Source organism: Thermocoleostomius sinensis A174, from assembly GCF_026802175.1.
Taxonomy (GTDB): Bacteria; Cyanobacteriota; Cyanobacteriia; order Elainellales; family Elainellaceae; genus Thermocoleostomius; species Thermocoleostomius sinensis.
The window spans coordinates 1795842-1809977 of sequence record NZ_CP113797.1 but is presented as its reverse complement, the minus strand read 5'-3'; the positions used below and the strand labels follow the sequence as shown (position 1 = coordinate 1809977).

Genomic DNA, 14136 nt, shown 5'->3' with positions numbered 1-14136 from the left:
TAATGCCCCGTTGACCTATCACCCATTACCGACGACCAGCGACCTCTTATCGCTCAAGATAGCGCTTATAGATGCGCATAATCTCTCCCGGTTCTCGAATGGTAGCTTGCTGAATCTGGGCATAGGGCAAGGCCCGCGACCAGTGCTCCACCCGGCAAAACCCACAGTGATACAGATGGGCGATCGTGTGCTCCACCTCTTCGGGTGGTCCAATCAGCAGCATTTTCACCGATCGCCGAGACGACGCCACGGGGCGATTGTCCCCTGTGGGCACACTCATAAACTCATCAGTCATGCTTAAACTCCTTTAGGTCTAGGGTAAGAAACCCTAGAGACTCGCTCTCAGCAGACTCAGACAGCACCAGGCCGCACAAGCTGAAAGCAGGGGCGCTATAATGCACCCTAGCCTTTAGACTAGTACGCGTAGTCTGAGGTTAGCTAGCTCAGGTGTTCAACTTGCCAGGCGACACCTAGCTAGCGCTAGAGAAGGGGGTCTCTAGGTAGCCAGGTTACTCTTCCTCTAACAGATGAATAACCATAGTCACCCACCCTAGCAGAAGCTGATTGCCGAATCAAGTCACATTTGTTACAGTTCATTTTAATGACCGTGTGTCGGAAATGCTAAGGGGAGCAGTAGCTACTCGTCCGCACGTGGGTTTTGCCGTAGTGAGGCTGGTTCAAATACCGGACAATAGCCTTCGGGGGTAACTTTGAAGCCAAATAACGGCGAGGCTTGATTCCAGCAGCGTTGTCCCCGGTAGTGCAAGCAGGTTTCGCAAGCTTCCACCGCTACGGGCGACGGCGATTCTCCACTCTGGTTTAGTAATTCTCGTTGAGTCAAGCCACGCAACACCAATTCTTCGCCTTGCCACCGGGCTTCCACTAGTCCTGTATCAGCGAAGCTTTGCCACCGTGGATCGCTGACAATCACCCCCGGCAGTGTAATCCCCACCGACAGACCCTCTTCGGTAAGTTCTCCCTCATATTTTGTTTCAGGGGCGGCCGGTTGCAGAAAGGTTTCGCCGATCGGCAATTCTACGCGCACACCTACCGCTGGCGTGTGCAAATGATAGCGATTTTGCAGTTCTTCTAGGCTGGCTAAATCGCTGAGGTAGGTGGGAGATCCATGCACAAATACCACATGCTGTGGGCGCAAATTGTGGATTAGTTGGGTTGTGCCTGTGCCATCGCAGTGATCGCTGAGCAAGTAAGTTTCTACCTTGAGTTGCCCTGTGCGTACTTGCGATCGTAGCAGTGCAGAAGATTCTAGCGTTTGCGTGACTGCTGCTTCAACTGAGCCAAGTTGACCTGGTTGAACGGGCAACAATAGTAACCACGGACCTGTATTGGTTCGACAGTAGCGAGTTAAGTCAGCATCATGATCAGTAATCACGATCGAGGGTAATTGCCCCAGTGACGCCGATTTACCATTCAAATTTGGATCAAGCAGCGATCGTACCCTAGGGCGAATGCGCTCATCCCAAAACAACGGCTGATGCCGAGCAAAATTCTGCACCGTACTGGGAAAATGCGACAACATTTCTAGATAGCGATCGCATCCCAGTGACACACTGCCATCGACCCAAATGTCGATATCTCGTCCGGTGAAATGATGGTGGCTGCGCAATAACATCAATAGCTCTTGTCCTAGCCCAAGGGCAGGTGTGGGTAACAGCACCGACTGTCCACTATCAATAGCGCGATGAATGCGCTCTGCCAATTGATTTTCCTGCTGACGCCGATGGGCATAGCGAGCCGTACCGTAACTCCCTTCTGCAATCAACACATCTGGACGTAGCCCACGCAATTCCTCTAGAGGTAGTCCATCCACCAGCCGCGAATTCGATAGTAGGAAATCACCTGTATAAAACAGCGTGTAGGTGCGTTGTGGAGTGGTGTAAGTGAGGAGAAAGGCAGCCGCTCCAGGTAGGTGTCCGGCCGGAAAGAGTTCAGCAGTCAGTCCATCGTGAAACTCAACGGGCGATCGCCAAGGCAAGGCATGACAAAAATCTGGCACATCCAGCGCCACAGCTAACCAATTCAGCGACAACAGTTGCGTTGTGACTTCGCTGGCATAAATTGGCAACTGGGGATAGGCCTGATGGAGTGCCAGCAAGCCCCTTGCATGGTCAGGATGGGCATGAGTACACAGAACCAAATCGGCTGGAGGCAGTTTATCCCGCTCAGCAATCAGCGGCGCAATGCTATTTAAGCCACAATCCAGCAAAACGCGATGAGGACCTAGCTGCACTAATAGACAGATGCCCTCATCCGCATGACCCACACCATAGGGTAAGCATTCCAGTTGCTCCATGACTTGCCCTAGTGAGCAGAGCCATTCCCATGATAGTTGTCGGTGTCATAGAATCCGTTCCGTGTGCCAAAGAACAAACAGGCTAGAACGAAGAACGGAGTTAACCCTAGCAAAATTAGCTTGACATCCATAGATTTCAGTAGCTCTGCTTCTAAATAACGATTTTAGGGGAACAAGAGAAAGTTTGTCTCTCTACAACGGCGGACTTCATGGAATTAAGAACAGAGTGCTCGATCGCTCTAAACAGGCATCAAGCTCGATCAAAGTTTGGTATTACCAGTCTAGATAATTCAATTAAAATTACTCTAATTATGTGGCTGAATTTGAATCATTGGTGATAACTGCCTAAGATTCTTTAGAATTTTGGCCAAGCATCAATCTTACTTAAATCAGTCTAAATTTACTAATTAATAATACTTACACTAGAACTCACACTAGATCACCCTACCGCCTACGGCACCTTGTGGAGAGGAGATTGGGAGGGGACTGAGCTAGCGCATACTTACAGCAAGCTGGAGTTGAGGCTTTCTGACTCTGCCATATTTTGTGGGAGGTGGATGCCGCACTCTTGCTTTAGCCCATTGAAGCGAGTATCGCGATCGTGTTCATCTGATGCCGTCAGGGGACGGCTAGAGTGCCAATCACCCACGGTGACATAGCCTTCATCAAACAACGGGTGATAGGGCAGGTCATAGGCTACCAAATAGTCATACACCTGCTTAGAGTTCCAGGTCAGGATAGGCAGCACCTTATAAACTGAGCCTTGCTGGCTCACAAAATCGAGAGTTTTGCGATGATCGGTTTGATTTTTGCGTAAGCCAGCCAGCCAAGCCGTTGCCCCCAATTCCTTGAGCGCTCGCTGCATCGGTTCCACTTTGCGGATCTGATCGTATCGATTCAGAGACTCCACATCGTTTTGGGCCCACAACCGCCCATATAACGCTTCCATTCGAGCCGGACTAATAGGAGATTGATAAACCTTAAGGTTAAGGTTGAGGCGATCGGTCAGTTGTTCGGCAAATAGATATGTTTTGGTGGGCAGATAGCCTGTATCAATCCAGATGACCGGAATATCGGGAACAACTGTTGTAACCAGGTGCAACATCACCGCTGAATGAATGCCAAAGCTGGTGCTGAGTACCAACCCGTCGCCAAATGTGTCAACCGCCCACTGAATAATTTGACTGGCTGTTGCCTCGGTAAACTGCTGGTTAATCTCCTCTATCTTGAAGGAGGGCTTCAATACACTGGTTGTTGCACTTGCCATAGGCCTATACTGCCGCTGTATACGAGCTTCCTGGGGAAAATCTAGTCTAGCTACTCTAGTTGCTCTGTTGCCATCTTCTCACAAATTTTGCGGCTCTATGATTGTGCGAACGAGCCAGAGTGCGAACGAGCTAGAATCGATTAAAAAATACCACTGCAACCTTGGCGGTCATTTCAGATACAAGTTGAAGAAAGCCTGCCAATCTACTGTCTAGAAATGCCTTTCTAAAGGTCCCCCTAAGGCAACATACAGATTCACGATAAAATCAACGTACAATGTGGTGCCAGCCAGCTACAATAGCATCCGTCGTTTGATATAGTGCCAGTAACATGATGCCAGCATCGTTGCTGGTTGCTCCTATTGAATTGCTTCCTGAAATAATTCGCTTCATGGAGGTCTGTTCATGACTGAACCCATCCAAGCCGTTACGCTTCCTTCTGCCGAAAACCCCCAACAAGAGGGAGAGTGGCTGCAAGCTGCATTGCATCAATGGCTCGATCGCGAATTCATTCCAGAAGCTGTTAATGCCCAAATTGCTGCTAGAGCGGCTCAGGTATTTGTGCGGCAACGCATGGAAGGCGAAAACGACGTGGGGTCATTAGTCATTGCCATTATTACTGAAATGCAAGCCTTTGATTTTTCCAAAAGCTTTTTTAGCGAGTTTGCCATTGCTAATGCCGTTAGTGATCTCTTGCTGGACAGCTTGGGAATCGACAATCGCTGTTGTGGGCAAGGAGATCCAAGGACAAAGGATGAGGGATAAGGAACAGCGATCGTATGGCTACGTGATTTCAGTTCTCTTCGGCATTCCTCCTTCAGGAGGATGACAGTTTGTAATCTCCGTAACAGAAAAGTGTTAGGTTATCTTTAGCTTGTCATCAGTTTAATCTGCTTGATTCTGATAAGATTAGCTTGGAAAACAGTGATAGAGCGGTTTATATGCTCCCTACCCTAATGCCAGAAACGGCAAAGTTTCAGCAGGACGTTAATTTAGGGCGAGTACTGGTTGTTGAAGATGAAGAGTTAATTCGAGATACGATCGCCCTGTCCTTGGCTGAAGAAGGTTACGAGGTTGTCATTGCAGAAGACGGACGTAAAGGCTTGGAGCTAGTCTGTAAGCCTCCAAACCGGGAAGCTGGTTATGCCGAGACTGTTTCTTTTGATCTAATTATCTTGGATTTGATGCTGCCCTATGTGAACGGGTTAGATTTGTGTCGCCTAATCCGGCATGAGGGCAACAGCATTCCAATTTTGATGCTGAGCGCTAAAGGCAGCGAAACTGATCGAGTTGTGGGGTTGGAAGTGGGTGCAGATGACTATCTCACTAAACCCTTTGGCATGCGAGAGCTAATTGCTCGCTGTCGGGCATTGATGCGCCGTCATCGTCATGCCCAGTTTCACACACAAGATTCGGTACTACGCTTTCATGAAATTGCGCTCTATCCCCAAGAGTGCCGCGTCACCGTGCGAGGCAGCGAAATCAACCTATCTCCGAAGGAATTTCGCATTCTGGAATTGTTCATGTCTCACCCGCGCCGAGTTTGGTCTCGAGAGCAACTCATTGAGCGCGTTTGGGGGCCAGATTTTATGGGAGACAGTAAAACGGTAGATGTTCATATTCGATGGCTTCGGGAAAAACTGGAACTTGACCCTAGTCATCCAGAATATCTGCTTACGGTGCGAGGATTTGGTTATCGGTTCGGCTAAGCTGCTAGATTGAAGCTATTCAGAATTGGATGTCAGGGTTAGGCTGGAAATATTAAGCCGCGTTGTATGGATTCCCTTTTCCTTCCAACCCCCAATTTTCAATTCCTCCATCTCTAGTAGCTGTGGCAATTCTGGCATTCCTTCTTGGACTCTCCATTGGCTTGATTGGGTTCTGGTGGTATCGATCGCGCTCTGAAGCTCGATTGAAAAAAGTGCTGCTCAATTTTCAGAACACCCTGCCAGCGCCGTCATTGACCAGTTCCAGTCAGTTGACCATTGCCATTGCCCAACAACAAAAGGTGCAACAGCAGCTACACCAACAGATCAAAACCTACGAAACTGTTCTAGAGAACGCGCCGATCGGCTATCTGCAAGTGGATGATGAAAACCGCCTGATCTGGTGCAACCATCAGGCCAAGATTTTGCTCGGCATTCAACAAGAACCTTGCCCTGCTAAGCCTCGACTGCTGCTTGAACTCGTGCGCTCCTACGAGTTAGACGATCTTATTGAAAAAACGCGGGATGCCGCAAAACCCCGTGACAGTAGTTGGACGTTTCATCCGGTTAGTTCCGATCCGTCACAGCTATCTGAACAGCAACCCCGAGCACTCCAGGGATATGGTATTCCGCTCAGCAATAAGCAAGTCGGCATTTTTCTGGAAAATCGCCAAGAAGCGGCTAATCTGCTGCAACGGTACGATCGCTGGGCGTCTGATTTGGCTCATGAATTGAAAACTCCCCTGACTTCAATTCGACTAGTCGCAGAAACCCTGCAAGTTCGCCTTGACTCGCCTTTGAAAGAGTGGGTCGATCGATTAATCAATGAAACTGTGCGCCTCAGCACCTTGGTACAAGATTTGTTGGATTTAAGCCGGTTGCAGCGGGACAATTTACAAGACTTTGACTTAAAACCTGTTGATTTGGTGCTGCTGATCGAATCAGTATGGAGCAGCTTGGAACCGTTGGCTCGTAAAAAAGAGTTGCATTTAGATTATCGCGGCCCAGAGTCGCTACTGCTGCCACTGAACGAAGCACGCATTCATCGACTGTTAGTCAATCTGCTAGATAACGCCATTAAATATAGCCCACCCCATCAGCCCATTCAGGTTGAAGTTAGCCTTCAATCCCTTGCAGAGGAGGGGCATCTCGATCATCTTAATCAAGCGGATGCCCCGCCACCAATCAATCACGCGACCGATTCCAACCCGGAACCTCCTACTTGCCTGTGTCTTGATGTGATTGATTTTGGCCCTGGGTTTGCCGACAAAGACCTCCCCTATGTCTTCGATCGGTTCTATCGGGCTGATCCGTCTCGTGCTCGACGTAGGACGGAACCTGATCTCTCTGGGACCTCATCCGATGGGATGGCTCAATCAATCGGGACCCAGCGATTTTCAACTCATCGGACAACAACCGAGAAGGCTTGGAGCACCGATCAAAATGATGGATATTCGGCGGCTGATCTTCCCCACCAAGGCGGCAGTGGGTTAGGGTTGGCTATTGTGCGACAGATTGTCGTATCACACGGCGGCAGAGTGACCGCTAGAAACCATCCCCAAACGGGTGGCGCCTGGATTCAAGTGCGCTTACCGTGGACATCGACGACAGCCTTAACCAAATAATTCCTCGGCAAGGATAACTTCTGCGAACCAGTTCCTCTGTTACCTCCTGAATTCGTGTACTGTAATATTTGTACATACTCAAGTAAATTGTGATGGAGTTGTGATCGACTGTTGTCCCTAGTTTGATTCGCTCCTCCAGAGCCTTCCAGGCTCACTAAGCCTTTCAATCGATCGAATGCGATCGCTATATTGGATTAGCCGCCTACATTCGCTGCTTTGTTATGACCGAACGCCTCCAAAAAATTTTGGCTCAATGGGGAATTGCCTCGCGTCGCCAGGCAGAGCAGATGATTGTCGATGGGCGGGTGCATGTGAATGGACATGTGGCTCAGCTTGGGCAGAAAGCCGATCCCACTTTGGATCACATTGCAGTGGACGGAACCCTCATCCGCCCCAACCAGCGTCCTCAACCTGTCTATTTGCTGCTACATAAACCTTTGGGAATTGTGTCTACTTGTGACGATCCACAAGGTCGTCCCACAGTGCTTGACTTGCTCTCACCAGACCTGCGGAACCATTCTGGCATTCATCCCGTCGGGCGGCTAGATGTCGATTCCACTGGAGCACTGCTACTCACTAACGACGGAGATGTCACCTTCTGGCTAACCCATCCTCGGCATTCGATCGCCAAGACCTATCATGTTTGGGTGAAAGGGCAACCAACAACAGCAGTACTTGACCAGTGGCGACACGGCATCTGGCTGGAAGGACGGCGGACACGTCCAGCTAAGGTGCGCATCCTAACGTTGCAATCCCCTACCCAAACGCTCCTCGAAATTGAGTTGCGGGAAGGTAGAAACCGTCAGATCCGCAAAATTGCAGACCAGTTGGGGCATCCTGTTTTACGGTTGTGCCGTGTGGCGATCGGCCCCATTCGCCTGGATGGATTGCCCTATGGACAGTATCGTCCCTTAACATCCACTGAAATTGAGTTCCTGCATCCGGTTGAGCAAACCAAGCCATCGATATCCACGTCAGTAATTGGTGAGAGAGCAATATCAAGGGCTACAGGATTATGACTAGAGAGACTTCGCGCCTACAGCAAGACCAACTAGACCAACTAACCGAAATTGGAGCCTATTTGCGTCAGGTTCGGGAAGATTACAGTATGTCGTTGGAGGAAATTGCTGCCAGAACCATGATTCAAGCGCGGCTGCTGCGGGCGTTGGAGGAAGGAAATCTCGCCAAATTGCCGGAGCCGATCTACATTCAGGGTTTTATCAAACTCTATGCCGATGCTTTGGGGTTAGATGGTAACGAATTTGCGGATGCGTTTCCTACCGAAAAACAGGCGCGAATGCCCCAAACATCTTGGAAAGATTCGCCAGCAGCTCAATTGCGACCGTTACATCTCTATCTTGCCTATGTGTTGCTGATCATGCTATCCGTGGGGCTACTGTCTCGGATTGTCAGCCGATCGACCCCCGCTACTTCGATGACAACGTCGAATCTCACAGCACAGCCATCGATGACATCCTCTTCCAATCCAACTTCAGCAACGACTGCTCAATCGTCGGCCGCAACTATTCCAGGAACCCCTCGCACTAGTGCCCTCAATCGTCCCAGTGATCCCAGCAGACCAGTTCGGATTGATGTCAAGTTAACAGCGCAGTCGTGGTTGAGAGTAGATATAGATGGACAAACCGAGTTTGAGGGCGTGTTGTCTGAAGGCACAGAGCGCACCTGGATGGCTAAGTCTGAAATTATTGTGCGGGCTGGCAACGCCGGGGGGGTAATGCTAGCTTACAACTCTGGACAAGCCGAACGGATGGGAGCACCCGGAGCCGTTGAAGAGAAAACCTTTACCCTCAGCCAAAGTTCAGCAAGCCTGCCTCGTCCAATTGAACCCTAGCCATGATAAGACTTTACTATCATCCCATCTCGGCTAATTCTCGACGAGTTTGGATTGCGCTACTAGAGAAACACCTTCCCTTTGAATTAGTGCCGCTCAATTTGGACGGCGATCAGTATCAAGCTGATTTTCTATCACTCAATCCCTTCCATCATGTTCCAGTCTTAGTCGATGCGGAGGTTCGGATCATTGAGTCAATCGCCATTCTCGACTACCTAGAAGCAAAATATCCTATCCCCGCTATGCTGCCCACCGATGCGAAAGCGATCGCGATGGTGCGGATGATTCAAATGGTGACGCTGACCGAATTAATACCCGCAACGCTTCAGTGGACTAGCCAAATCTTGGGCTTTGTTGAAGCTGATATCGAAAAACAGCAACAAACCAAACAAAAAATCGATACTGTTTTGACATTCTTTCAGCAGCAATTGGGGGATTGCCATTATTTAGGCGGTAACGATTTGTCGCTAGCAGATTTGACGGCTGGAACGATTGTTCCTGGCTTACCTGAATTGGAAATGAGCCTCGACGGGTATCCAAGCCTAAAAGCTTGGGCAGAGCGTTTAAGCACTCGTCCTAGCTGGCAACAAACCCAGCCTACTCCAGAAACCATTGCAGCTTTCTTGCCGCAGATGAAAGCATTGATGACCACTGCCTTGACCTAGTGCATTGATCCTGACAGAACGCGGCTGTAAATGAGGGCGATCCCAAGCTTAGACCAGCCTTCTAGACAAGACTATTGTGAACCCTGTTAGAGCAGCTTCATCAAGAGCCTAACGAGCACAAAGCGCAAGCGTTGTTTTAGCATGGGCAACAGGTGCACTAGTTGACAGGCAACAAACTCTGTCCTTTACTAGTTTTGAAACGACTAGTTTCATCTGTTGAAAACTGCATGGTATGAGGAGTGTGTGCCTGTGACTGGTCTAATCATTTCGATTCTAGTAATGGCAGTCAGCCTGCTAATTGTTTCAAAACTTCCCCTTGGGGTTGATATCGATAACCCGATCGCAGCATTACTTGGAGGTGCCATTATTGGACTGTTCAATGGCATCTGGTTTCTGTTCCCAAATTGGTTCCGTACTGCCAATGCCATCTTGAGCCTGGGCTTAATCCCCCTCATTGGCAGTATCCTGGTATTCGGACTTGCAGCACTGCTGGTTCAAGGATTTCGTCTCCGATATGGCATCATTAGCGCTATTTTGGGGGCGATCGCGCTTAGCCTTGTCAATTCAATCTTAGTATTCATCCTACGGCAGGTGGGTGTTGTGGCGATTTAGGTGTTTCGTGCAGCCGATCTGAGCTTGAACTGTACAAACACAACTAACACTATTAAAGCAATTGCTAGGACTATTGCCACCGTTGCAATCATTGGCAAAGTAGCTTGACGTACGGCAATCCCAATCAGTGCCCAAACAATTACCAATGGATAGGCAATGTCGCGTCTCTTCAAGGCAACTAGTGCCGCAAGAACGGATGCGATTACCATCATTATCACCGTCCAGCTTTGTGGCGGCAGCCCCCATCCATCCCAATTATTGTTATAAAGGGATACCGCAACATTGACAATCGTGGCTACTGAAATCCAACCTAGGTAGATACTGAAGGGAACATGGGCAAACCATTTCTCTTGTCGGGATATCCGCCGCCGCCCAATTCCTAACTGCAAATAGATCCCAATGAGCGGCAGGAGAATACCAACCATCATCAACGTCGATGCCCAAAATTGGCGTAGCAGAAATGCAACAACCCAAAATGCCTGAACCACACAGGAAATAATTAAAAGGTAATCCACCCGTCGCAGAGTCGGATTCTGTCGTTGATTAGGTAAAAGTTGATACACGCCATAGGCTAATAACCCCAAATAAATCACGCCCCAGATGCTAAAGGCATAATTAGCTGGAATGATCTGTACACCGCGAAACAGGGTATTGGCAATTTCACCAATATTGAGATTATTGATTGGGAAAAGGTTAGACCAAGCGTTAACGGCAAATGTACCTAGAATGGCAGCTAGGGTACCCCATTGTCGCACGATATCTAAAGTGGCAGATTTAGCAGGCGATTTCATAACGATCTCATAAATGACTGTGGTAGAAAACTAAAATAAATAGTAACGCCCTCGCTCGATCGCTTAACTAGCGTAAGGCTTTTACCGCGACGATGCCTCTGCCTAAATCTAGATGTCCGTGATGAAGGGGCGTTTAAGTGGCTTTAATTCAGTTAGGCTGCCTTATTGACAGCGGTTTCATAACACTTACGTAAGTACAAAGATTCTCGATCGAAGATTTCGATCGCGTGAAAGTTTTGATATATTAGTAAAGCTTGAAGCGAGGCGGCATAGCCAAGTGGTAAGGCAGAGGTCTGCAAAACCTCCATTCCCGTGTTCGAATCACGGTGCCGCCTTTTGTCCTAGAAGACTCGTCCCTCCTCCACACTACAACACACTTGATAGATAGATATGCACAGATAAAGATGCTGTTTCTATATTCAAGTGCCAGCGATCATGGCGCTGCATTGGATTTTACCTGGAACGATCGCCGCCTGATGCTGCAAAGGCTATTTTGCAAGGTCTAACCCATGGAGCAAACGACGACCTTAGTGGTTTCGCGAGTGGTTTCGCGTTTCCCTTCAGCCATTTGGAAGTCTCTCTCACGGGCTAGTTCATGGGTGAATTTGTCTATGCTATTGTGCGGTGAAGCAGTTGTATTGAATTGATACTATCAACATCCTGTGAGAAGATCTTGTGAAAATTCTCTTCAAACGCTTCCTGACATGGAGTAATCAACAGCTTCTAGACATTCGCAACAGCAACAGCGGTCGCTGGGCTTGGCTAAATGAAAACCCAATACCGCTGGCCAGCCTCAACCGCAGTCTGTGGCGAGGGGCAGAGCCGGGAATCAGCTACTATTTAATGCTGTCGCTATCGGTAATCATTGCCACCTTGGGATTGTTAGCTAACAGTACGGCTGTGATCATTGGAGCGATGATCATTGCGCCACTGATGGGTCCAATCCTGGGCATTGCCTTTTCAATGGTAATTTCTAATCGTCGAATGTTGAGGCGATCGAGCTTATCTCTGGTGACAGGAGTATTATTGTCAATTTTGATCGCAGCGCTCATCTCTCGCATTATTGGACTGGAAACATTGACGCCTGAGATCAATGCCCGCGTTAGTCCAACACTAATTGATTTGGGGGTTGCCTTGGCGGCTGGAACTGCTGGAGCCTTCGCCAAATCTCGCCGATCGATCGCGGATGCCCTCCCGGGTGTTGCCATTGCTGTGGCATTAGTACCGCCCTTAAGTGTGATTGGTATTGGCATTGCCCTCAATTTGCAAAATGTGACGTGGGGGGCAATGCTGCTGTTTTTGACAAACTTAATTGGCATTATCTTCAGCGGCAGTCTAGTGTTTTTGGTGCAACGCTACGGCTCGATTACTCGTGCTAAGCAAGGACTATCGCTAGCCATGACTGCCTTGTTATTGTTGGGAATTCCGCTGGGCATTTCATTTCAAGATCTGGCAATTCAAATTAGAACTCGCGCTGAAATCAATCGCCTGATTCGCACCCGCACCCTCACCTTTTCCGACAAAGACATCCGCAACTTGACCGTACAACGGCAAAATGATCAGTTATTGGTCGATCTGGAGCTAACTGGGTTTGCGGGTTCTGTATCGGCTCGTCAAGTCAACCTGGTGCGAGAGTTTTTGCAGCAGAATCTTGGTCAACCTGTGCGCCTGAACGTTCGATTGATTCCAATTGAAGAATTTACGTCCTCGCCAGAAGCGGAAATGACAGTAGACCCCTAAATAGGGATGGCTAGGGCAGCCACTGCGGTTTAAGTCCTGCAATCTCTAATTTTTCTGGTTCTACCACCAATGGCATCCCTTTTTGATCGATCGCTAATGGTAAAAACCAAAGTTGGCTACTGGTGATGGCCTTACCATCACGACCGCGAATTACCCCATCAGCAGTGTTGCTGGTACTGGAAACAACTTGATCAAACAAAATTCCTAATCCATCTGGGGACAGACTCATGTGAATATCTTGCTGAATCGGCAGCTTCAGTAAATCCACGACTTGCGATGTTTCTAGATTAACGGCACTAAGGTAGGGTTGTTCTGCATAGGTGTCGCCTGGAATTCGTCGAGAGAGGATACTATACAAGTTTTGCTTAGCTGGATCAAACTGTGCTTGTAGAATCGACCCATCGGTTTCCAGCAGTTCTTTTTCGTTGCCCTGATTTGTCACATAAAACAGCGATCGGGTGGGATTGTTGGGATCGCGGTTAAAGCGTACCATTGCGGCGGCGGTGCCATCTTTGGCAAAGCTAAGAATTACTCCATATTTCGGCAAAAAGTCCAGCGGTTCGGCTCCCGACTCAAACGGCAAAATTGCCATCCCCTGTCCTTGTGACATCGCCAACGATTGACTATCGGGTGCAATCAGGAAATCCCCACCGGGTTCTGTTTCGATCGGTTGCGGAGGATTGTTGCCCTGAAGCAGCCACAACCCGAACTCAGAGGGGTTTTGTTTATTCACCCGCTGCACCACAATCGTCTCTCCGTTAGGCGACAGATCAAATTTCAAGTTTTGATAGGCTTGGTTATCCAACACTAACTCAACCATGCCAGCCGGTTGTGGCGATGTAGGAGTTGGGCGGGTTGGAGCTTCTGCAAATCCAAGTGCCGGGGCTTCAATTTGAATGCCCGTTGTTACGGTATAAAGCTGCTGATCGGCTAGTCTGCGCTGAGCTTCGCTGCTGCGTTCAATCGCTGAAAACAATATCCGATCGCCTTCAGGATAGGGTTTGAAATCCATCACTACCAAGTTTTCCGGCGTCAAGATTTTTTGTTCTTGTCGCGTCAGGTTTTGCAGCACCAGCCGATCTGCTTCGTCACCATCCACGCCCAAATACACAAACGCCCGATCGCGCGTGTGAAATTGCCCGGTGAATGGTTGTATGCCACCAACAGCATCCGCTTGACTGAAGCGATCTCTAGCCTTGTCTAGCTTCACTTCAAACGTTTGTCCATAGGGGGCTGGCGATTCCAGCGTATAGGCCATGCGCCGTCCGGCCCAGCTAAACTTGCCAAACAGCGGCGGATCAATCTGCAAATTTTCCTCGACACTGATGTGATCCATAGGGCGACTAAAGGTGAGGATAAACGCCGAGTCTTCAGCCCCCACTTGGCGATCTTGCCAGCTAAAGTCGCGCACTCGGGCCATGGCGCGATCGCCTCTTAGCAAGAAAAAGCCAATCACCACACTCAAAATCAGCATCACAATGAAAGCAGATCGATCGATCGGTTGTACAGGTTTCAGCATAAGGTGCAATTGGCTAGTAGAAACAAGTCAGATCAAAATCACGGTGA

Annotated in this window: 14 protein-coding genes and 1 tRNA gene; 9 read left to right on the top strand and 6 right to left on the bottom strand. The window is 49.0% G+C overall.

Going from position 1 to position 14136, the window contains the following annotated elements; all coding sequences use genetic code 11:
• Positions 1 to 46: 46 nt before the first annotated feature.
• The 4 genes from OXH18_RS07880 to OXH18_RS07865 all read right to left on the bottom strand — a co-directional run bounded on the left by OXH18_RS07880 (position 47) and on the right by OXH18_RS07865 (position 3972).
• Positions 47 to 295, bottom strand: coding sequence for a hypothetical protein (locus OXH18_RS07880; protein ID WP_268611957.1), 249 nt, complete (start codon positions 293 to 295; stop codon positions 47 to 49).
• A gap of 342 nt (positions 296 to 637) precedes the next feature.
• Positions 638 to 2314, bottom strand: coding sequence for an MBL fold metallo-hydrolase (locus tag OXH18_RS07875; RefSeq protein WP_268611956.1), 1677 nt, complete (start codon positions 2312 to 2314; stop codon positions 638 to 640).
• Positions 2315 to 2816: 502 nt separating this feature from the next.
• Positions 2817 to 3581, bottom strand: coding sequence for a phosphoadenosine phosphosulfate reductase (cysH, locus tag OXH18_RS07870; RefSeq protein WP_268611955.1), 765 nt, complete (start codon positions 3579 to 3581; stop codon positions 2817 to 2819).
• Positions 3582 to 3846: 265 nt separating this feature from the next.
• Positions 3847 to 3972 carry a hypothetical protein gene (locus OXH18_RS07865; RefSeq protein WP_268611954.1) on the bottom strand — a complete coding sequence of 42 codons (126 nt, stop codon included), beginning with the start codon at positions 3970 to 3972 and terminating at the stop codon, positions 3847 to 3849.
• 12 nt (positions 3973 to 3984) lie between these two features.
• Between OXH18_RS07865 and OXH18_RS07860 the strand changes: the two genes are divergently transcribed.
• The 7 genes from OXH18_RS07860 (at position 3985) to OXH18_RS07830 (ending at position 10039) form a co-directional block, all read left to right on the top strand.
• Entirely contained in the window at positions 3985 to 4344 is a 360-nt protein-coding gene (locus OXH18_RS07860) for a hypothetical protein (RefSeq protein WP_268611951.1), read from the top strand.
• Between the two features lie 176 nt (positions 4345 to 4520).
• Positions 4521 to 5288, top strand: coding sequence for a response regulator transcription factor (locus tag OXH18_RS07855; protein WP_268611949.1), 768 nt, complete (start codon positions 4521 to 4523; stop codon positions 5286 to 5288).
• A gap of 122 nt (positions 5289 to 5410) precedes the next feature.
• On the top strand, positions 5411 to 6910 hold the full coding sequence (locus tag OXH18_RS07850) for a PAS domain-containing sensor histidine kinase (protein ID WP_268611948.1): 1500 nt from the start codon (positions 5411 to 5413) through the stop codon (positions 6908 to 6910).
• Between the two features lie 221 nt (positions 6911 to 7131).
• Positions 7132 to 7929: a pseudouridine synthase gene (locus tag OXH18_RS07845; protein ID WP_268611946.1), complete on the top strand. Its 798-nt coding sequence runs from the start codon at positions 7132 to 7134 to the stop codon at positions 7927 to 7929.
• Positions 7926 to 8762 carry a helix-turn-helix domain-containing protein gene (locus OXH18_RS07840; RefSeq protein ID WP_268611944.1) on the top strand — a complete coding sequence of 279 codons (837 nt, stop codon included), beginning with the start codon at positions 7926 to 7928 and terminating at the stop codon, positions 8760 to 8762. The genes OXH18_RS07845 and OXH18_RS07840 overlap by 4 nt, the downstream gene beginning before the upstream one ends.
• A gap of 2 nt (positions 8763 to 8764) precedes the next feature.
• Positions 8765 to 9427, top strand: a complete 663-nt coding sequence (locus tag OXH18_RS07835) for a glutathione S-transferase family protein (protein WP_268611942.1) — start codon at positions 8765 to 8767, stop codon at positions 9425 to 9427.
• Between the two features lie 249 nt (positions 9428 to 9676).
• Positions 9677 to 10039, top strand: a complete 363-nt coding sequence (locus OXH18_RS07830; protein WP_268611941.1) for a phage holin family protein — start codon at positions 9677 to 9679, stop codon at positions 10037 to 10039.
• On the opposite strand, the gene OXH18_RS07825 is transcribed toward OXH18_RS07830, so the two are convergent.
• Positions 10036 to 10830: a tryptophan-rich sensory protein gene (locus tag OXH18_RS07825; RefSeq protein ID WP_268611940.1), complete on the bottom strand. Its 795-nt coding sequence runs from the start codon at positions 10828 to 10830 to the stop codon at positions 10036 to 10038. The two genes, OXH18_RS07830 and OXH18_RS07825, sit on opposite strands and share 4 nt — an antisense overlap.
• A 263-nt stretch (positions 10831 to 11093) precedes the next feature.
• Here OXH18_RS07825 and OXH18_RS07820 point away from each other — a divergent pair.
• A tRNA-Cys gene (locus tag OXH18_RS07820) sits at positions 11094 to 11165 on the top strand.
• Between the two features lie 340 nt (positions 11166 to 11505).
• Entirely contained in the window at positions 11506 to 12570 is a 1065-nt protein-coding gene (locus tag OXH18_RS07815) for a DUF389 domain-containing protein (protein WP_268611939.1), read from the top strand.
• A gap of 10 nt (positions 12571 to 12580) precedes the next feature.
• On the opposite strand, the gene OXH18_RS07810 is transcribed toward OXH18_RS07815, so the two are convergent.
• Entirely contained in the window at positions 12581 to 14089 is a 1509-nt protein-coding gene (locus OXH18_RS07810; RefSeq protein ID WP_268611938.1) for a hypothetical protein, read from the bottom strand.
• Positions 14090 to 14136: the final 47 nt, after the last annotated feature.